General features: G+C 60.2%; 15 protein-coding genes. 6 read left to right on the top strand and 9 right to left on the bottom strand.

Annotated features, from left to right (window positions below; translation table 11 throughout):
* The 3 genes from NKJ93_RS13390 to NKJ93_RS13380 form a co-directional block, all read right to left on the bottom strand.
* Entirely contained in the window at positions 1 to 1,170 is a 1,170-nt protein-coding gene (locus NKJ93_RS13390; RefSeq protein ID WP_352589489.1) for a GNAT family N-acetyltransferase, read from the bottom strand.
* Positions 1,167 to 2,162, bottom strand: a complete 996-nt coding sequence (locus NKJ93_RS13385; protein WP_352589486.1) for a sterol desaturase family protein — start codon at positions 2,160 to 2,162, stop codon at positions 1,167 to 1,169. Before NKJ93_RS13385 ends, NKJ93_RS13390 begins: the two co-directional genes overlap by 4 nt.
* A gap of 199 nt (positions 2,163 to 2,361) precedes the next feature.
* Positions 2,362 to 4,290, bottom strand: a complete 1,929-nt coding sequence (locus NKJ93_RS13380; RefSeq protein ID WP_352589483.1) for a heparinase II/III family protein — start codon at positions 4,288 to 4,290, stop codon at positions 2,362 to 2,364.
* Between the two features lie 116 nt (positions 4,291 to 4,406).
* On the opposite strand from NKJ93_RS13380, the gene NKJ93_RS13375 reads away from it, so the two are divergent.
* Both NKJ93_RS13375 and asnB read left to right on the top strand, forming a co-directional pair.
* Positions 4,407 to 5,648, top strand: a complete 1,242-nt coding sequence (locus tag NKJ93_RS13375; RefSeq protein ID WP_352589480.1) for a glycoside hydrolase family 5 protein — start codon at positions 4,407 to 4,409, stop codon at positions 5,646 to 5,648.
* Positions 5,649 to 5,821: 173 nt separating this feature from the next.
* Entirely contained in the window at positions 5,822 to 7,747 is a 1,926-nt protein-coding gene (asnB, locus tag NKJ93_RS13370; protein ID WP_352589477.1) for an asparagine synthase (glutamine-hydrolyzing), read from the top strand.
* Here the strand turns inward: asnB and NKJ93_RS13365 are convergent.
* Positions 7,721 to 8,839, bottom strand: coding sequence for a glycosyltransferase family 4 protein (locus tag NKJ93_RS13365; RefSeq protein ID WP_352589474.1), 1,119 nt, complete (start codon positions 8,837 to 8,839; stop codon positions 7,721 to 7,723). The genes asnB and NKJ93_RS13365 overlap by 27 nt on opposite strands.
* A 169-nt stretch (positions 8,840 to 9,008) precedes the next feature.
* Here NKJ93_RS13365 and NKJ93_RS13360 point away from each other — a divergent pair, with 169 nt between their 5' ends.
* The 3 genes from NKJ93_RS13360 to NKJ93_RS13350 all read left to right on the top strand — a co-directional run bounded on the left by NKJ93_RS13360 (position 9,009) and on the right by NKJ93_RS13350 (position 11,497).
* A complete protein-coding gene (locus tag NKJ93_RS13360; RefSeq protein WP_023720692.1) occupies positions 9,009 to 10,448 on the top strand; it encodes a lipopolysaccharide biosynthesis protein in 1,440 nt (479 codons plus the stop codon).
* Positions 10,449 to 10,677: 229 nt separating this feature from the next.
* Positions 10,678 to 11,214, top strand: a complete 537-nt coding sequence (locus NKJ93_RS13355) for an isocitrate lyase/phosphoenolpyruvate mutase family protein (RefSeq protein WP_352589471.1) — start codon at positions 10,678 to 10,680, stop codon at positions 11,212 to 11,214.
* A gap of 1 nt (position 11,215) precedes the next feature.
* Positions 11,216 to 11,497, top strand: a complete 282-nt coding sequence (locus NKJ93_RS13350; RefSeq protein ID WP_352589468.1) for an isocitrate lyase/phosphoenolpyruvate mutase family protein — start codon at positions 11,216 to 11,218, stop codon at positions 11,495 to 11,497.
* 211 nt (positions 11,498 to 11,708) lie between these two features.
* Here NKJ93_RS13350 and NKJ93_RS13345 read toward each other — a convergent pair whose 3' ends face one another.
* Genes NKJ93_RS13345 through wecB form a run of 3 tightly spaced genes read right to left on the bottom strand, consistent with a single transcriptional unit; the run spans position 11,709 to position 14,987 of the window.
* A complete protein-coding gene (locus tag NKJ93_RS13345) occupies positions 11,709 to 12,512 on the bottom strand; it encodes a WecB/TagA/CpsF family glycosyltransferase (RefSeq protein ID WP_023720694.1) in 804 nt (267 codons plus the stop codon).
* Positions 12,509 to 13,840, bottom strand: a complete 1,332-nt coding sequence (wecC, locus tag NKJ93_RS13340) for a UDP-N-acetyl-D-mannosamine dehydrogenase (protein WP_352484049.1) — start codon at positions 13,838 to 13,840, stop codon at positions 12,509 to 12,511. The genes NKJ93_RS13345 and wecC overlap by 4 nt, the downstream gene beginning before the upstream one ends.
* Positions 13,833 to 14,987 carry a non-hydrolyzing UDP-N-acetylglucosamine 2-epimerase gene (gene wecB / locus NKJ93_RS13335; RefSeq protein ID WP_023720696.1) on the bottom strand — a complete coding sequence of 385 codons (1,155 nt, stop codon included), beginning with the start codon at positions 14,985 to 14,987 and terminating at the stop codon, positions 13,833 to 13,835. The genes wecC and wecB overlap by 8 nt, the downstream gene beginning before the upstream one ends.
* Positions 14,988 to 15,323: 336 nt before the next feature.
* On the opposite strand from wecB, the gene NKJ93_RS13330 reads away from it, so the two are divergent.
* Positions 15,324 to 16,631, top strand: coding sequence for a glucosamine inositolphosphorylceramide transferase family protein (locus NKJ93_RS13330; RefSeq protein WP_352494486.1), 1,308 nt, complete (start codon positions 15,324 to 15,326; stop codon positions 16,629 to 16,631).
* 19 nt (positions 16,632 to 16,650) lie between these two features.
* Here NKJ93_RS13330 and NKJ93_RS13325 read toward each other — a convergent pair whose 3' ends face one another.
* Together NKJ93_RS13325 and NKJ93_RS13320 are read right to left on the bottom strand one after the other, a co-directional pair.
* Positions 16,651 to 17,961 (bottom strand): VpsF family polysaccharide biosynthesis protein, encoded by a 1,311-nt coding sequence (locus NKJ93_RS13325; RefSeq protein ID WP_023720699.1) that lies wholly within the window; start codon positions 17,959 to 17,961, stop codon positions 16,651 to 16,653.
* A 155-nt stretch (positions 17,962 to 18,116) separates the two neighbouring features.
* The gene (locus NKJ93_RS13320; RefSeq protein WP_023720700.1) at positions 18,117 to 19,184 is read right to left on the bottom strand and encodes an acyltransferase family protein; all 1,068 of its coding nucleotides are present in this window, start codon (positions 19,182 to 19,184) and stop codon (positions 18,117 to 18,119) included.
* Positions 19,185 to 19,466 lie beyond the last annotated feature (282 nt).

Raw genomic sequence — 19,466 nt, 5'->3', positions numbered from 1 at the left:
CTAGTCCAAGGCTGCTTCGGCTTGGGCGGGGATATCGCGCCCCTCTGGTGGTGCCAATGAACGCTCGCGCATGTGCCTGACGGTCTGAAGGACACGATCGGCAAGGGATGCAAGCGCGCCCTGTGCCGTGCGCGTTCCGATGACGGATTCCAGCGTAACCGCCTGCGTTGAGAATTTGTGTTTGAACGACTCTGCACCACAGAGGAAATCGACCACGCTCAAGCCGTGATCGATCGACCACTGTACGTAATCCATCAACAGGATCACACCCGGCGACGCCCGGCCGAAATCCGGATCGAAGGTCGTTACGAAGGCCATCATCACGTCGTGCTGGACGAAGTTGATCGACACCGCGACCATTATGCCATTGCATTCCAGGACGAAGATATGCAGCACGCCGGCGTGCGCCAGCGCGTCGACGAGCGCGGCGAGTACCGGCACGCCCTCTTCGAACAGGTCGGACTCACGCATGCGCTCGGTCAGCCATTTCCGCTTCAAGGCCGCGAGGCGCTCCAGTACCGGTTGCAGCGGCTCGTCGGGGGCAAGCAGGCGAAATCTCACCTCTCCGGTTTCTTCCAGCACTTTGATGCCGCGCCGATAGTTCTGGCGCGTCTTTTTCGACTGATCCGCGAACCATGCCGCTCCGCTTTCCCATTGTCCGGCAACGCGATAGCTGACTTCCGTTCGGTGAAACGGACGAAGCCTGATGCCGCAGGAAGCTCCCGGCGTGAAAATTTTGCGGGCCGCCGCATCCGGTGAGAGACGATTGATCAGGGCAAGATCGAAGCCACCGGCATCGCAGAGTTGGCTCCATAGCTCCTGCAGCGCCGACAACGAGCAGTCCGGGGCAACGAGAATATCTCCATAGTCGGTATAGCTGCCGGCCGCCCATTCGAGAAACCGCAGCCCCCTGCGCCTGCCGATCGCCAGCGGAACGACGGCAACGAGTTTCTCGCCCTTCCACACCAGGCCGATCCGCAACGCGCGCTGGTCACGGCGTTGTACGGTACTCCACCATGCCGAAATCCAGGCATGGCTTTGAAAGATCAGCCCGTCGGTACGATGCCAAAGGTCCATCCAAGCGGCTTCGACCGCCGCCAGGCGATCCGCCGAACGGACGATTTCCAGACGCTCCGCGCCTAGGACGTCGATGGAAACAACGGTGTTCATGAAGGAGAACTGTCCTGTGGCTGCGCGACCACATTGGGCCGCCTGTGAAACAGTCGCATGACATGCCTTGTCATCTTCTTGAGCGGCAGGATGTAGAGCCCAAAGAGCGACTGATAATCGCGCACATCGCGATCGATCAGGCCAAATTTCAGGTCTTCATCAGGCTCCGGGACAAATTGCGTTCCGAACAGCCGATCCCAGAACGAAAAAAGCAGGCCGAAATTCTTGTCATAATGACGTGGGTCGATGCTGTGATGCACCTGGTGCCAGTGCGGACACAGGATGATGTTGTTCAACGGGCCGAACGAGATCTTGAGATGCGTATGGCGAACAAAATCCATCATCAGGATGTTGCGGATGACGTAGACGTTGATGCCGAAGATAGCGACCTCTACCGGATCGAGTGCAATGAGGCTCCAGATGCCGAAGCAGATGCCCGGGATGACGCCATCCCACATACGGTTCATCAGATCGTCCAGCGGATGAACCCGGTCCTTGGTGATCCCCACCATCACCTCGGCCGAATGATGCACCTTGTGCAATTCCCACAGGAACGGGAAGCGGTGCTGGGCGACGTGGTAGAGGTAGTAGGAAATATCATAGGCGACCAGCATGGTTGCGGTGAAGATGACGATCGTCATCGGTCCCGCCGGGCCGCCGAGAAGCGGCGCGTGGATGTTAAGGAGCCAGCCGATTGCCTCGCGTGTGCCGTAGCCCACCGCGACGACGAAGGTGACGCCGGCAGGAATGAGCAGGAAAGGCATCATCGCCCGTTTCGTGATCCAGAACAGGGCGTCGGCTCGCGCCGACGGGTGCAGGATGACTTCCGCCGGGAAGGCGAAGTCGAAAAAGTCCCTGAGGGACTTATGTTCGGCAGTTCGCCAGTAGGCGATCACCGCGCTGCCCAGTGCGGTGAGGAGAAGCAGGCCGAGCGTGGTCAGATTGACGTTCGAAAGCTTTTCCACAATCGCTCTGGCAAATTCGGAAAACATCGTTGCAGCGGCTCCTGGGGCGAATTGCAAAGCACGAAATCCCCGCCACACCTGCTACGCCGCCTGCAACCAGTGGCTGTTGCGGGCGCAGCGGGCAAAGCAGGCTGGATGATGCGAGACTAGCAGATCAACGGTAACGAAACCGCTAAATGTCGCAACGTAATTAATGTCGAATACGGCTGGAACTCGCCCGGCAACTCTACGTTGGCGCCGGTTTTTGCCGTTGCGGCGGGTGAATTGGGGCAAGATGGATATGGATTCCGGCTTCGCCCACTTCACCGTGCCAGGCGAGGCGTTCGGCTTGCTGCCTGGTGCCAAAACGCAGTGAAACCCAACCGCCTTGCCCCGGCATGTCACCGCCGGCGCGGATATCGAGCGCGGCATCAGGAAAGCGGATGGCCAATAGCGCCTCGTCGCCGCGCAACACCGTGACCGTGTTTTCATGCCGGTCGGTATGGAGGCCGGCGGCCAGTTGGAAGACGATCTCGGACTGATGCTTGCCGCTGAGCAGTTGGTCGGTGATGAGGATGCCATCGGCCTGGCGCGCCAAAGTGCGCTGATGCATGACGCCGAAGCGGCTTCTATACCCGTCGTGCCGGCCACACAGCCTCCAGTGCGTTCCAGGCTCGCTGTCCACCAGCGTCGCAACTGCCTTGTGCGACCAGTTGAAATTCCCAGCGATGGTGCTTTGGTTTTTACCCTCGATGTTCAGCGTGTTGTGCGCCGGCGTGGAGCGGAACCAGTCGCGCCATGCGCCTCCCGAACCGTAGAGCCAGGTGCCCGGATCGACCAGCACCGGCTCACCGTCGATGCACAGGGTGAGCGACAGCGCGTCGGCATGGCCGTGCGCCGCTATCGAGAGATAGCCGAGCGGCCCATGGTCGAACGTCAGTTCGACATCGCGGCCATTCATTGCTCCGCGCCAGACGGAGAGCCCACCTCGCGCGAATGTCTGCAAGCCATGCACCGCCGGTGCCGGGCCCGACGGCGCACCAAAGAAAAGCGAACGAAAGTCGTCGGGCCCCGGCGCGTTGCCCGGCGTCCCCAGTAAGCTTTGGATGGCGGCCGCGACGGATCGGATATAGTTCGGCTCGTCCCCCAGCTTCAGCACGCGGCCCTCATCGTCGTCGCCGAAGCGGGCGGCTTTCAGTGGCAGCCAGCCGACGAAATTGGCGAAGGCACCCAGACGCGCTTCGACAGCGGGGGGAAACGGCGTTCCCGCCTGGCGTGCCGCGGCGGCGCACAGCAAGATGAGTTCGGCGCTGAAGGCTGCGTAGGTCGGCGTTTGCTCGGCACCGGCGCCGTCGGCGAGTATCTGCTTGTGCGTCTCATTCAGGAGGGCGCCGTGGGCGATTTCGGATTCGGCCCCGAGCGCCAGGCCGACCAGATATTCGCCAGCCAATTCTGCGACGAGATGGTTGTTGGCGGAGGAATATCGCGATGGAAACCGCGGCAGCCAATAGGCGCTTGCCGCGAGTATCTCACCGGCTTTCCGCAGGGTCGCCGGGTCAAGCCGGTCGCCAACGAGGTCCAGGGTGACGATCAGGCTGATGGCTCGCAGCGCTACCTCGATGCCGGACGCCCAGCCAATGCCTCGGAACGGCGGATTGGCGGAATGCCAACTGCCGATTGCCACCTCGATGGCCCTCCGGGACCGATTGTCCTCGCTGAGGAGCAGGTGTGCAGCCAGTGGCGGCAATTGCTGCAGCCGGTTGATTTCCCAGACATATTTTATATCGCCAAGGTCGCCGCCATGGCGAAAATCGATGTCGAAAGTATGAGCCTCGGAGCCAGGCCAAAGCCTGCCGGTCACCGGATCAAGACGCCAAAGCTCAGCAGGAAACAAAACATCGGGCTCGCGCTTTGGCCATGTCCGCCCGAGTGCCGAAAACCGGCCCTGAAGCGTCTCTTGCGCGGCCGCCGCTATGGCTTGCCGTTGAGCGTCGGTCGCTGCCAGCACAGCGTGGCGAAATCCCGGCAGCACCGGGTGCAACTGCGGCGATGGATAGCGCTCCCACCCATCATCGCGGCGGCGCGACGCGATCCTTCGACGTTGCTCGCTCAGCCGGTGCAACACCTCGGCCGGTCCCATGCTGCGCAATCGGTTGATGTACCAGCCGATTCTCATGCACGCCCCGTCAACGTTTCGGTCCTTGTATACCATGCCGTCGAAAAGCTGCGCGCCGGCAATCTTCTTTCCCGTTCGTTGCGGTTAATATCTCCGGCGACCATGCGGAGAGAGCGATGAGAAAAGCGGTGTGTGTTGTTGCCTGGGTGCTCGCCTTGGTTATGGCGGCCGAGGCAGCGCCCATCCCTCTCAAGCGCGGCGTTGGCGTGCATGAGTGGCTCAACTGGTCGCCGGTGGAGAAAGACGGAACCTACGTTTGGCCGCCCTATCGCAGCGAAAAGGAGTGGCTTGCGGGAAGCAGGCCGTTCACCGATTGGCCGGCCGGGGAGGTGTTTGCCCACATCCGATCGATGGGCTTCGACTTCGTCCGGCTGAGCGTCGATCCCGGCCCTCTGCTTGCCAGCGAGGGCGCCAGGCTGCAGCAGGCGCTGGACATACTTGCCGCCGCCGTCGAGCGGATCACGTCGACCGGCCTCAAGGTGGTTTTCGACCTGCATGGCGTCACTCAGGTTCCGGACTACAGCATGGAGATGATCTACGGCGGCGCCGACAGCGAGGGCGTTGCCGGCTACCGCCAGATGGTTGTGGCGGTCGCCGCCATGCTGGTCAAGATAGGCACCGACAAAGTCGCCCTCGAACCTTACAACGAGCCAGCATATTACCCTTGCGATCCAAGCGGCAGCGATGACTGGCAGCGGATCATGGCGGGGACCGTCCACGACATTCGAGCGGTCAGCAGCGAACTCACCATCGTTGCGACCGGCGCCTGCGGCGGCAGCATTGCCGGACTGGTCAACCTCAGCCCCGGCTTCGATGACCCAAACCTCTATTACAGCTTCCATATGTATGAGCCGCACAGCTTCACCCACCAGCGGCCCGACGACACAAACAGCTTTGTTTCGGGACTTCCCTGGCCTGCCGACAGCAGTACACCCGAAGTGGTGACCGAAACCCTTAGGGCGCGGATGGAAGCTGCCGGCTTGAGCAGGGTCGAGCAGATGATGAACATGGCCACCGCGCGCGAAGCAGTAGCGAAATATTTCGAGCAGAACTGGGGGCAGAGCCAACTCGAGACGAGCTTTCGTCAGGCCGTCGACTGGGCTGAAGGCCATGGCATTCCAAGCCGGCGGCTCTTCATGGGCGAATTCGGCGCTATCCTCATGTCAGCGGACGGCCGCATGGGCGCCTTCGAGGCCGACCGTTCGCGCTATCTCAAGGCGGTGCGCCGAGAGGCCGAACGCTTCGCGATCCCATGGTCTGTCTGGGAGTTCTCCAATCGCTATGGGATGAGCCTCATCCGGCCCGATGGCCCCCCGGTGCCCGACCCGGAGATGCTGCAGGCACTGGGCCTGCCCTAATTGCCGTCAGTTCTCGTCGCGGATGAGCAGCCGTCAACTTCGATCCTCTCAACGCCAGGTTGGATCGAGAATGGCCTGTGGCAGTTTTTCCCTCGCGGCTCGATCTGTTAGCCACGAAGTGTTTAATACATTTGTTGTACTGGAGTGAGGAATACGCGCGCCTAGGGGGAACAATGTGTGGAATTGCCGGGTGGATCGGCCGAAGGGCCGAGAATCCACAAGAGCGGGCCGCCAGAATGTCAAATGCATTGCGGCATCGCGGTCCCGATGCCGAAGGCATCGAGTTCTTGGACTTGAATACTGGCGAGGAACAATTGGCATTGGTCCATCGCCGCCTGGCGATTATTGACTTAGCGCCAGAGTCAAATCAGCCGATGCATATCGAGGACGGCCATCTCAGAATAATTTTCAACGGCGAAATATACAACTATATCGAGCTGCGCCAGGAACTGATCGGCCTCGGCCATCATTTTCGAACGCGCTCCGATACCGAGGTGCTGCTCAGAGCTTATGATCAGTGGCACTTGTCCATGTTCGAACGGTTGAGCGGCATGTTCGCTTTTGCGCTCTGGGATGCTCAGAGGCACGAATTGATCCTCGCCCGTGATCCGTTCGGCAAAAAGCCCCTTTACCTCATGCAAAGCGAAAAACTGCTGTCCTTTGCCTCAGAGATCAACGCGTTGTTGTCATCGCAGCCAAATGCGCAGCAACTCGATTTGGACGCTGTGCACGAGTACCTGCGCTGGCGTTACGTGCCTGGACCGCGCACGCTTTTTAAACAAATCCGCAAGCTCAACCCCGGAAGCTATGCCGTTTGGTCGCAAGGGACTGTGACGGAAACGCGCTATTATACGCCTCCAGATCAAACGGACCTGACCGAGGACATCGACCACGAAACCGCCAAGCGACGATTTCTGGAACTGCTCGACCATTCCGTCGAGATCAGAATGCGCAGCGATGCACCTTTCGGCGCCTTTCTCTCCGGAGGCCTCGACTCGTCAGCAATCGTGGCCCTGATGACCAAGCACAGCGACAAGCCCATTCGCACATTTTCGGTCGGTTTCAGCGAACCGGCCTATAGTGAACTTCCATTCGCCCGACGCGTCGCCGATCATTTCAAGACCGATCATTGCGAACTGGTCATAGAAGCGGACGACCTGATTGACCACCTGCCGAAGTTGATTCGCCATCTGGGGGCGCCCGTTTCACAAAGTTCGGACATTCCGATTTACCTGATGTCGGAGCGAGCCTCACAGGACGTCAAGATGGTGCTCACAGGTGAAGGGGCAGACGAGGTTCTCGGCGGGTATCCCAAACATCGCGCAGAGTCACTGGCTGGAATCTACCGGTCGCTCGTTCCAGCCTTGCTCCACAACAACCTCCTCGCCCCTTTGATACGTGCCATGCCTGGCGCATCGGCCAAGTTCGATACATTTGCCCGAAGCGCGGGTGAAAGGGACTTTGCCACCCGGATGATCTCCTGGTTTGGAGCCATGACAGAGCAGGAACACAGTCGCCTCATCGGTGCGCCGGCCAATTGCCGCAATGGACGCAACAACTTACCGTTTTCCTCAAGCGCGACAGCATCCCATCTTCGCCGCGCGCTATTTTTCGATCAGACATCGTGGTTGCCCGACAATCTCCTGGAACGAGGCGACCGGATGATGATGGCCGGTTCAATCGAAGGAAGAATGCCGTTCCTCGATCGCGATCTGGTTGCGTTCGTCAGCAAATTGCCCGATCGCTACAAGGTGGGTTGGCGGAAGGGTAAGCTGATCTTGCGCAGCAGCATGGCCAACATACTTCCGGAGGAAATTCTCAACCGCCGCAAGATCGGATTCAAGGTGCCCGTCGCCGAATGGTTTCGGGGGTCGATGAGGAACTACGTGCACGACCACCTTTGCTCGCCTAACTCCGTCATTCGCAGCTATTTGAGCCCGAAACAGCTTGATCAAATCGTCTCGGAACACACCACGGGTGCCGCAGACCACGAAAAGCTGATATGGGCGCTGTTGAATTTGGAGATATTCCACCGCGAATTCGGGCTTGAGGCGCCGCCGCGATCATCAGCCTCAGCGCTTGACCGGTTGACGGCTTGACGCCGCCGACCGCCAGACATCGCAGATTGCGCCGACAAACGGGGCGAGTTCAAGCCGTTCCCGATGTACGACCATGGCACCGGCACCAAGCCTCGCCCTCAGTGCTGGGCTCTCCACGAGGCGGCCCAGCGCGTCGGTCAACGCAGTAACATCGCCTGGCGGCACCAGCAGCCCGGATTGCCCGTCGGTAATTATATCTTCGACCGCGCCAACCGGGGTTGCCACCACCGCCAAACCGGCTGCCATGCCTTCGATCACCGACATAGGCAGGTTTTCGGCGAAGGAGGGAAGAACCAGAATATCCGCGAAAGAGATCAGCGACGCGACATCGTCGGGCCCCACCCAACCCGGAAAGGCGATCCGGTCTGCGATCCCCAGCCCGGCCGATTTTGCCCGTGCCGCATCGATTTCGCCATCGCCGGCAATCGTGGCGCGCCAGTTCTTGACGGGGTTCATGCGATGCAGCGCGTCCAACAATTGCGGTACGCCCTTGCGGTCGCCGATACGACCCAGGAACAGGATATGCACGTGGCCGCCGCCACCGACATGCGCCAGCGACGGGACTTCGGTCGCATTGGGCACGATCACGATATTGCCGGCAGCGCCTGGCGCCCGGTTGGCGACGAAATCGCGCCAAAGCCTGCCCAAAACGATCACCCGATCGGCATGCTCGAACAGAGCTTTGATACGGCGGCTTATGAACCCGTGATCGTCTTTCCAGAATGTCTGATACTGCGCCCCGTGCAAATGCAGGACATAGGGTATCGACAGCAGCCGTGCGCAGGCGGCGATCACCATCTTGCGATAGGTGCTGCCGGAGACTGAGATGTTGATATGAACGACATCGGCGCGTCCAGCCAGACGCGCTTTAAGCATCCGTAAGCAAAAGCCGAGCATATAGAAGATCGAAAGTCCGACATGCCCCGAGCCACGACTGGCAAGGAAGCGCACATCGATGTCGGTGACTTCTTGCCGTTCGAACTCCTGCTTCAGCGCCCCCATGATGCGGTCGATGCCGCCCTGGCCCGAAACGCCCGACGGCGTCGCGACCAGGACATGTATTTTTCGATCGGATATGAGGCGCTGCAACATGATGGTACTCTAAATAACACAGACCGGGTAACTGCAAAGCAAACGTTCCCGATAAGGTTTACGGCAAATCTTTTAGTTCAAACTGAATCTGTTCACCCTTCGCCGTCATCGCGCTGGATTTTCCGCCAGTCGGCGGCTAGTCGAAGGTGAATTTTCCAGGGACACGCCTTTGCTGCTCCGTTCCACGCTCATTTATGCTCCGGCGATCCTGCTGACGCGAATCTCGGCGCTGCTCCTGCTGGTCGTCGTGACGCGTTTGATCGACCAGACCGAGTATGGCCTGCTCACTCTGGTGGTGACCGTCGGCGAAATGACCGACATTGCCGTCACCAACTGGCTGCGCATCGCCTTGCTCAGGCTCGGCGGCAAGGGCGAAGTCAGCCGCGGCAGCCTGATGCTGGCCGGGCAGGTGTTGCTTGCCACCACGGCACTGGCGCTGGTCATATCGGTAGGCGCGTCGGCGGTGGTCGTGCCGGAACGCTGGGTCGAGTTCGCGATCGCGGTCTGCGGCTATCTGGTCGCCGGGTCCATCAGCCGCTTCGCGTTGACGGTGCTGCAGATGCAGCAGCGCCATTCGGTCTATTCGATGCTCGAAGCCCTGCGTGCCCTGCTGCAACTCGCGCTGCCGATCGGCGCCATCCTTATCTTCCAGGATAGCTTTCTGACGGTATCGCTCGGCTCGAGCCTCGGCGCCTTGATTGCCGGCATCGTGGCGGGCATCATGGCATCCCGACGCGTCGTTACCGGTCCGCCGCGCTTCACCCACAGAGACTTCTTTGCGCTCGGTGTGCCGCTGATCATCATGGCGCTGGTTGGCTTCGGGCTCAACAGCGCGGAGCGTCTGTTCCTCAAGTTCTATTACGATGCCAGCGCTGTGGCGATCTTCGCCGCAGCCTATGCGCTGGCCCGCCAACCGATCGACATGGTCGCTAACGCCATCAACATGGGCGCCTTTCCCGAGGTGGTCAGCCGGTTCGACGAGGACGGGCCCGCCGCATCGGGTCGGTTGCTATCGCAGTTGATGGCCTTGATGATGCGGCTTTGCCTGCCGATTGCAGCTATGCTGGTCGCGCTCAGCAGCGATATCACTGAGCTCATGCTGCCCTCGCAATATCACGGCCGCTTCGGCCTGCTGTTTCCGATCATCGCCTTCAGCGTGCTGTGTGCCAACCTCACCAGCTTCGTCTATGGCGTCGTGGTGCACGCGCACAAACGGCCGTGGCTGCTGATCATCGCCAATCTCTTCGGCTCGGCGGCAACAATCGCATTGTCTCTGCTATTGATCCCTTCGATGGCGGAGATCGGCGCCGCTTTGGCGCTGGCGGGCGGCTCGGTGGTGGGCTCCATAACCTGCATCATCATCAGCGAACGGCTCACGCCGGTGCCGGTGCCGTGGCGCGACATTGGCGTTTCGGCAATCATCTCGCTCAGCACAGGGGTGGCCGCCAAGCTTGCCAGCATGGTGGCCGGCGATGTGCCGGCAATCTTCTCGCTTATCGCCGGCGGCACCGCCGGAGCTGCGGTTTTCTTCGGGCTGACCTCGCTATTCCACCCTGTGGCAGCGACGCAATTCCTCGCCCAGCTGCGGGCGCGGCTACGGATCGCGTAATTTCGCAAGCGATCTGTAAGCGGGTATTTCCGAGGCTTACAACACATGGTGTACCTTGCCGGAGACGGGCTCTTGCATACCGGACATTCAATCTCCGGGTGTTCGGGTCATGAGAGGAGGCGCCATAGTGGTCCGCACGTCGCGCTCGGCGGAAAAACGGACGATTGAAAAGCTGCAATCATCGGCATTTAGTCGAACCCGGCTTTTTTTCCAAGTCTGAGGGGGCAGCGTGACTTCCCGATCCAAGAAGGTTGAACAATTTCGCGTTCTTCATAAATCCGGCTGCTTCCTGATCCCAAACCCATGGGACGTAGCCGGCGCGCGAATGATGGCTGGTCTGGGTTTTAGGGCGCTTGCGACAACATCTTCGGGTTACGCCTTCTTGAAGGGAAAGAAGGACGGAGCAAAGGAAGTCGGCCGCGACGAAAGCTTGGCATATGCCGCCGAGATCGCCGCCTCGACGACCGTGCCGGTCACTGCCGATTTGGAAGATTGTTATGAAGACACACCAGAAGGCGTGGCTGAAACCGTCCGGCTTGCCGCCGAATCGGGATTGGCTGGACTTTCGATCGAAGATCGACAACCAAAGCCTGGCCAGCCAATACGCGATTTTGATGCTGCGGTGGCACGTGTAGCGGCGGCGGTTGCAGCTGCTCGAAAATACGACATCGTGCTCACCGCCCGCGCCGATGGGGTGGGTAAAGGCGTGTATGGTCTCGACGAGGCGATTCGCCGCCTAAAGGCCTTCGAAGGCTCTTGGCGCTGAGGTGCTGTATGCGCCGGGTGTCCCGGATCTGGCGTCTCTCGAGCAGATTTGCAGCTCTGTCAGCGTGCCGGTCAATCATGTCCTCGGCCAAGGTGTTTCCGGTCTCACGTTTGAGCAGATTGCCGGGGCGGGCGTACGGCGGATAAGCGTGGGCGGGTCACTTGCGCGCGCGGCTGGCGGAGCACTAATGAAAATAGTCCAGGAGATCGCAATGGGGAACTATGCGGCGTTGGAAAGCGCTCCGGCCTGGAACAGCCTTCGCGATCCTAAACCCGTAATCTAAGTCCGAAAGGGTGACGCGCCCCCGGCTGCAACATGCCGCAAGGCGGGCGCTTACCTTGATATTTGAGAGGCCATGATTCGGAGACCGGCATCTACGATCGTGACACTCAGATAACCCAATGTTAAGCGCCGTTTTCCAAGTCACGGCCTTAGTCTCGGGAGTTCGAACGTCGCTCCCACGGCCAACGCCTGTTTTATGGGTGAACGCGAACCTATAAACCGGCGTTTCGGCGCCAGCGACGCTCCCAGAACTCCCGGCACAGCAGCCCGGCATAGGCAGTGTTGGTGTCGTAGTAGCGGCGCCACAAGCGTCGCGGCTCCTGGACCACGCGGAACAGCCACTCCAGGCCGGCTGCTTGTATCAGCCTCGGCGCACGGGCAACCTTGCCGCCATAGACATCGAAACTGCCGCCCACGCCCATCACGAAGCTTGCGGCGAGTTCGTCGCGGTAGCGCTTGAGAAATCGCTCCTTACGCGGTGTCGGCATGGCCACCAGCAGGCAGTCGGCGCCCGACGCGTTGATCGCCGCGACGATCCCGGCCTCATCCTCCGGCTTGAAATAGCCGTTGCGCATCCCCGCTATGACCAGGCTCGGATGGTCCTTGGCAAGTCTCGCTACAACCGCGTCGAGAACGTGCTGTTCGGCCCCCAGCAGATAGGGCCTGAACCCACGCTTCGCGCAGAGGCTCAGCAGATTGATCATGATGTCGACGCCCGCCACCCGCTCGGGCAGCGCGACGCCACACAGACGTGCGCCCCAAAGCACGCCGATCCCGTCGACATTGACCACGTCCGCCCCTGCAACATCCTCGCGCAGTTCGGCATTCTGGCGCATGGTCACCAGCTTGGCGACATTCACGACCACATGATGCAGCGGCCGCCGCACGGTCATCGCCTCGTCGGCGATGGCCAGCGTCTCGGCCATGGTCAGCGCATGGATCGGTGCGCCAAGGAACTCCCGGCGCCGTGATGCCAACAGGGAATGCTGCGCCCAAGCCGGGTCGTGCGCGTTCATGCAGCCTGCTCCCTTGCGAGCGTCACTTGTGCGACTTCTGGTTTCTTGCCTTCGATACGGGCGTCGGGCTTGCGTGCCTTGCGCCAGGTCCATAGGCCCCTTGTATCGACGAGCTTCTTGTCCTTGAGCGCTTCGGGGTCGACCAGATTGAACTGCCGATGGTCGACCAGGAGGACGACGATATCGGACTTGTCGATGGCCGAAAGTGCGTCGGTGAACACGATGCCCCTGCCCTCGAGTTCCTGCGGCAGCGCATTTGTGTTGGGTTCAGCCGCAATGATCTTCACATTGGGGTTATCGGACAGAAGCTTCACCACCTCGACGGCCGGGCTCTCGCGCAAATCGTCGATATTGGCTTTGAAGCTGAGGCCAAGACAGGCGATCGTTTGCTTGCGGGAGGGGTCGAGCAAAGCCTCGATATCCCTGACCACCGACATGGGCCGCTCGGAATTGATCCGGCGTGCGGAAGCCATCAGCCGCGTGCTGTTGGGTGCGGCGTCGATGATAAAATATGGATCGACCGCAATGCAGTGACCGCCAACGCCCGGGCTCGGCTGGAGGATGTTCACGCGAGGGTGCCGATTGGCGAGATCGATCACTTCCCAGACATTGAGCGACAGGTCCTGACACACTGCGGCAAGCTCATTGGCGAAGGCGATGTTGACGTCGCGGAACGCGTTCTCGGTAAGTTTCACCAGCTCAGCGCTTTCGGCCGTCGTCATGAACAGGTCGCCGGTGACGAAGGTTGAATAGAGTGCCGCGGTCCGTTCCGACGATTTGCGGGACAATCCGCCGATCGAGCGATCGTTATTGATCAGCTCGGTCAGCACCTTTCCCGGCAGCACGCGCTCGGGCGAATAGGCGACCAGCACATCGGCGTCTTCGTCATGCAGGACAGGAAATTTGAGGTCAGGCCGCAACTCGGCAAGCAGCCCGTTCATGATGCGTGTCGTGCCGACCGGCGATGTCGATTCCAACACCACAAGGTCTCCCCGCTTCAGCACCGGGGCGATGCTTCGTGCCGCCGCCAGTACGTAGGTCACGTCCGGCCTATGGTCGTGGGTCATCGGGGTCGGCACGGCGATGATATACGCATCCGCCGGCTGCGGCGTGCTGTAGGCCTTGAGCTTGCCGTTCGCCACGACCTTCTGGATCAGGCCGTCAAGGTCCGGCTCGACGATGTGGATTTCGCCGCGATTGACTTTCTCGACGACCGCTCCGTTCACATCGACGCCAATGACGTCGAGCCCTCGGCTGGCGAAAATGGCGCAGGTCGGCAGGCCGATATAGCCCATGCCGATTACGGAAACGGTTTTGATTTCAGCCATGATGCAGCAGTTCCTCAACAATCCGGTTACTGGCCCGGCCATCGCCATATGGGTTGTGTCGTTCCGCCATGCCGCGATAGGCAGCCTGATCGTCGAGCAGGCGATTGGCGTTGAACAGGATTTTCTCGACATCGGTGCCGACGAGGCGGGCGGTGCCGGCCACGATCCCCTCGGGTCGCTCGGTATTCTCGCGCATCACCAGCACCGGCTTGCCGAGCGAAGGCGCTTCTTCCTGCACGCCGCCGCTATCGGTAAGCACCAGATAGCTCTGCTTCTGCAGATACAGGAACGGCAGATAGTCCTGCGGCTCGACCAGATGGATGTTCGGCACGCCTTCCAGCTCTGCGTTGACCACCGAGCGCACATTGGGGTTTGGATGGACAGGGTAGACGATCTGCACGTCTCCGCGCGCCGCCAATCCTTTCAACGCCGTACAGATGCGCTGGATGCCGCCGTCGAAATTCTCGCGGCGATGGCCGGTGACGAGGATCATTTTCTTCGTAGAGTCGAGGAAGGGGAAACGGGCGGCGAGCTTCGCGTTCATCAACCTGTCGGCATCGATCGCGCTTGAAAAATGCAACAGCGTGTCGATCACGGTGTTACCGGTCACGAAGATAGTGCTTTCGGCTTTTCCTTCGGCGATGAGGTTGTCGCGCGCCTGAACGGTCGGCGCAAAATGCCAGGTGGCGATGTCGCCGGCAATCTTGCGATTCAGTTCTTCAGGAAACGGCGAGTTGATGTTGTGGCTGCGCAATCCTGCTTCGACATGAGCGACCGGGATGCGCTTGTAGAAGGCAGCCAGAGCCGCGGCCATCGCCGTGGTGGTGTCGCCCTGTACCATGACGATATCGGGCTTCGCCTTGTCCAGCACCTCGGCCATGCCCAAGAGCACGCGCGAGGTCACGTCGAACAGCGACTGGCCGGGTTGCATGATGTTGAGATCGTGATGCACCGGCAGGCCGGTCAGTTCGACAACCTGGTCGACCATCTCGCGATGCTGGGCGGTGATGCATATTTCGGTGATGAAGCCTGGATGAGCAAGGGCGGCGCGCGCCACCGGAAAGCATTTGAGCGCCTCCGGCCTCGTGCCGAACACGATCAGCAGTTTCCGCCTGGACGGCAGTTTTGGACGTGAAAGGACGTTCATTGCTGATCCTGGCCGCCTGCAGCACTCGAAACATGCCGACTATTGTCCGCAACAGCCATAATAGCGCCGGAAAACGCCTTCGTGATCTCAATTCTTAATATATGATTAACAACCAAGGCCGCGTTCTCCCGGGTTAACTCTTGTGAAAGGTCGGGCTGACAAATAGTCTATGGTAGTAGTCTTGAAAAAGAATATATTGGATTGACTAATATTTTAATCATCGGCCACGCCGACGCATCCCGGCGCTGGGAAAATGAGCTTCTGGTGCGGTTGAGCGCGGCTGGACACGTTGTCTCGAGTTGCCGCGCGCCGACGCCTGAAGCCAACGCGCGCGGGATGGATAATGTGCTGGCGCTCGAGGGCCGGCGCTTCGGCCCCTCACTGGCAAGCCGTTCCGAGCCGTTGCCGTCCGGCGATACCGGCCCCGCCGACCTTATAGTCGATCTCACCGCTACCGCCGCACGACGGGGCACGCCTGTCCTGACGCTCGAATTTTGTGGCCGCAGCAGCTTTGCCGCAGGCATGACCGAGATACTGGCGAGCGGGCGGCTACCCGAACTCACCGCCCGCCTCGACGGCGTTGCCATCGCCAGGGCGCGGCCGATGATCAGCGATCGGCTCTGGCTGTCCCGCAGCAGCAACGAGCTACTCGCCGGCGCCATCTCCCTGATTGCCCAATGTGTCGCCCGCTTTTCCACGGGCAAACTTGCGCCGATTGCCGAGAGCCCGGCGCCACCCCTGCAGAAAGGCGGATTTATCCGGCACTATCTGCCCTTTTTCGGCAGGGGATTGGTCGACCGTGCCGTGCAAAAACTGCGACGTGGCCGGCGCCCCTTCTATTGGCAGGTTGCTTACCGGCTGATCGACGGTCCAGGCGTCGCCGAAACCGGACAGCTGGATGGCAAGCCGTTCACCGTGCTTGCCGATGACGGGCAGCGATTCTACGCCGATCCGTTCGTTCTCGAACGCGACGGCCGCCACTATCTTTTTGTCGAGGAGTTCCCCTACGCCACCGGCCGCGGCGTGATTTCCGTCGCTGAACTTGGCGACGACGGCGTTTTCGGCGTGCCGAGGTTGGTGCTGGAGGAAGCGCATCACCTGTCATATCCGCAGGTGTTCGCCCACTCCGGCGAAATTTTCATGATTCCTGAAAGCGCTACGGCACGCGAACTGGTGCTCTACCGTGCCGTGCAGTTTCCGGATCGCTGGGTACGCGATACGGTGCTGATCGCGGACAGGGATTTCAACGACGCCACGCTGCTAGAATCCGACGGCCGCTTCTGGTTGCTGGGGACGGAGCGGTTCGGTCACGGCAGCGCGTCGGACACGATGACCGTCTATTCCGCCACGGCGCTGCGTGGGCCTTGGGTAGCGCATGCGCTCAATCCCGTCGCCGTCGATCACTCGGCCACTCGGCCGGGCGGCGCTTTCATCCGTCAGGGCGACGCCTTGCTGCTGCCGGTGCAAAACGGCTCGAGAGCCTATGGCGGTGGCCTGGGGTTGATGCGGCTGGATCGGCTTAATGATTTCGACGTCCGTTTTGAACTGCCCCGCCCAATCGATCCGGGGCCGGCATGGGCGCGGGCGGGTATCCACACGCTCAATCGCGCCGGCGATGTCGAGGTCGTGGATAGCGCCGGCTGACCGGATCCGAGGTCCGTGCTTAACGAGACCCGGCCGGGTTTGGGTGGGATGCAGCGGCCGAAGGCATGCTCTCGAGCTGGCCTCTATCGGGCTGCTTCCTATAGGCAAGCAGCAACACCACAATAATCGCGATTTCAGGCGATTTTGATGAGAGCGCGTTGTTCGACAGCGCAGCAAGCAGGAAGGTGATGATGCCTATCCATGCGGGCAGCGGCGCCCCGCGCAGCAGCCGAAAAACGAACCAGAATATCAGCACCGTAAAGAGCACGGCTATGGGCAGGCCGAAGAGCATGACGATGACCACCGGCGCGCTCTCGATGAACGGCAGATGCAGCTTCTCGTTGACGATCGCCAGGAGTTCGTCGCCGTTCATGCCAAACAGGATGTCTTTCCAGCTGACAAGTCCGAACACCTGGTAGATCGTCACCCGCGCCATAAAATTTTGGTCGAAAATGGTGTTGCTGAACCGGTTCAGCAGACCGCCAGCAAACAGCATCGCAACAAGCACCGCGCCGCCTGTCATAGTGAACATCAGCACGACAAATTTGGCCTGCCGCTCATACTTGAGCGACAGGCCCGGCCAAGGCACGAACAGCAGCAGAATGAGGATTTCTCCGGCAGCGAGCAGAAGCGCGGCGCGAGCGCCCGATGCAGCACAACCGACGACCAATACGAAAATCGCCACCACCCGCACCCATATGCGCCAGCGCGTCAGCGGTACGAATCCGATGACTGTGGCGCAGAGCGCGCCTAGTGACAGCGGATGGGCCGCTAAGCCGATCGGCCTGAACTGCAGTTCGTTGATGCCGTAAGGCAGGAATCGATGTTGAGTCACCGCTTCGATAGTGCCGATCACGGCGCTCAGGATGGCCATTCCAAGCACTACGTCGCCCAGCGCCCGCCGCGACTCCGCGTTTAATGCCAGCATCAACAGGCCTGTGGCGCCGGCCACCAGATAGGTATCGATGATGAACCCGGAGGAGCCCGCACGGCCGGTAATGAACAGATAAGGCACCAGCGCGAACATCAGCACCGAATAGCGCATCAACGCCTTGAATATTCCAATTTCGTCGCCCTGCAGCAGAAACGGTCGGCTGAAAAGAACGACAGCAAGCAGCAGGAAGATCGCGTAAGTGCCGAAATGCAGCTTCTCGTAGAACGAGCCTCCCTGGGCCGTATAGTCGACGACCATGTTCATCACCTGCGGCGACACCGTAAAGCGCAGCAGGAACGCGAATGCGGCGCATAGGAAAAACAGCAGCGACAACGCGTTTTGACGGCGCGCCTGGCTGGACAACAATCGTTCCGATGCGGCAGCAGGATAGCTCATGGCCCCTCCAAGTGAAGGTATTCAAACGGCATTCCGGCCACGAGATCCATTCAAGAGACTGCCGAACGGATGCGGCGTGTGTGTTGTCAAAATATGCCGGGCCATGCGTTTGCCACAACCGTTAAGTTCGATGCCCGGACGTTTGCACGGTCTCCTTATTTGTTCCCCGTGGCAGCGTAAGGAAGCGATGTGGCTCTAACCTTCCTTCTGCCGTTCAGAATGAGAAGAATCGGCTTCTCGATCATCTGGTGGATCACCAGGCTGGCTATGCAGGCAGTCACGATGCTGACCACCGAGACCAGCAACACTGTTGCCGGATGGTCGTAGCCGATGGTGCGCCTGGCCAGGTAGGCTACGGCGCCGATCACGAAGATATGCGACAGGTAAAGCGCGTAGGAGGCGTTGCCGAGCTCTTCGAGCAGGCTCCAGTGCTTCAGTTTCGGTTCCAGAATGAGACCAAGGTGAAGCAGGCTGGCGGCCCACATTACCTGCCCCGCGAAGCTGATCTGGCTCATCAGCGGCGTGCCGTCATCGACGAATGCAAGCAACACGCCTGCAGCGGCCATAGGGCCGAGTAGCCAGACATGGCGTGTGTCGGAAGCAAAGCCGCCGTCCAGATAGCGCCGGCCTATCCACATGCCGACGACGAAGGCCACCGGCGAAGCGTTCAGATAGAACTGGAGAACAGGGTTGGTGGGAGCTATCAACAGCCCGGCCAGCCACATCGCAATGAAAAAGACCGTCAACACAAATGCGCGCGCGGTCACCGATAGGAATGCGAGCACCGCGAATGCGATATAGAAATAGGCCTCATAATTGAGCGTCCAGCCGAGTGACAAAATTGGGCTGACGCCATCTCGTTCGGGCGCTTGGTGGACAACGAAGAACAGCGACTGGAGATAATGGGGCCACGTAAAGACGGTCTTCTGGAAGAGACTTGGTGCAAGAGCTGCCAGAAGTGCGGCGACGCTTGTGAAAAGCCAGTAGAGGGGGATGATCCGGATCGCTCGGCGTTTCAGGAAGGTTGGAGCAGAGAAGGGACCGCTCCCCGTAATATAGACCATTATGAATCCGCTAATGACGAAGAACAGAATGACACCAAGGCGGCCCGCAGTCACGATAATCGGATTATCTATGCCGATCTGGTAGGAAAAAGCGTGCGCGAACAGAACCAACAAAGCGGCGCAGGCGCGAAGATACTGGACCGAATAGAATTTCGTCACGTTCCTCTCCTGCAATTGCAGGCGACTGACGCCATCCTGCAGGTCGCGGTCAGTGCTTCAGATGTCATTCAAAAGGCATTGCCATCTTTTCAATACAACCGCGCCGTTAAGTGCGCGTTACCGATTTCATGAAAATCACTCACCGGTTGCGGACGCAAATCGGGCGACGGCAAGAATGCGCGCCAAATTCTGGGCAACGAATCCCTTCAACGTCCGCCGGACGGAAGGGGGGATGAACGGCAAAATGGGCCAGCTTGGAAAATAAGATATTAACGATGTTTC

Source organism: Mesorhizobium sp. M0028, assembly GCF_040323855.1.
Lineage (GTDB): Bacteria > Pseudomonadota > Alphaproteobacteria > Rhizobiales > Rhizobiaceae > Mesorhizobium.
The sequence above is the reverse complement of the archived record's forward strand: the minus strand, read 5'-3'. Positions and strand labels throughout refer to the sequence as shown.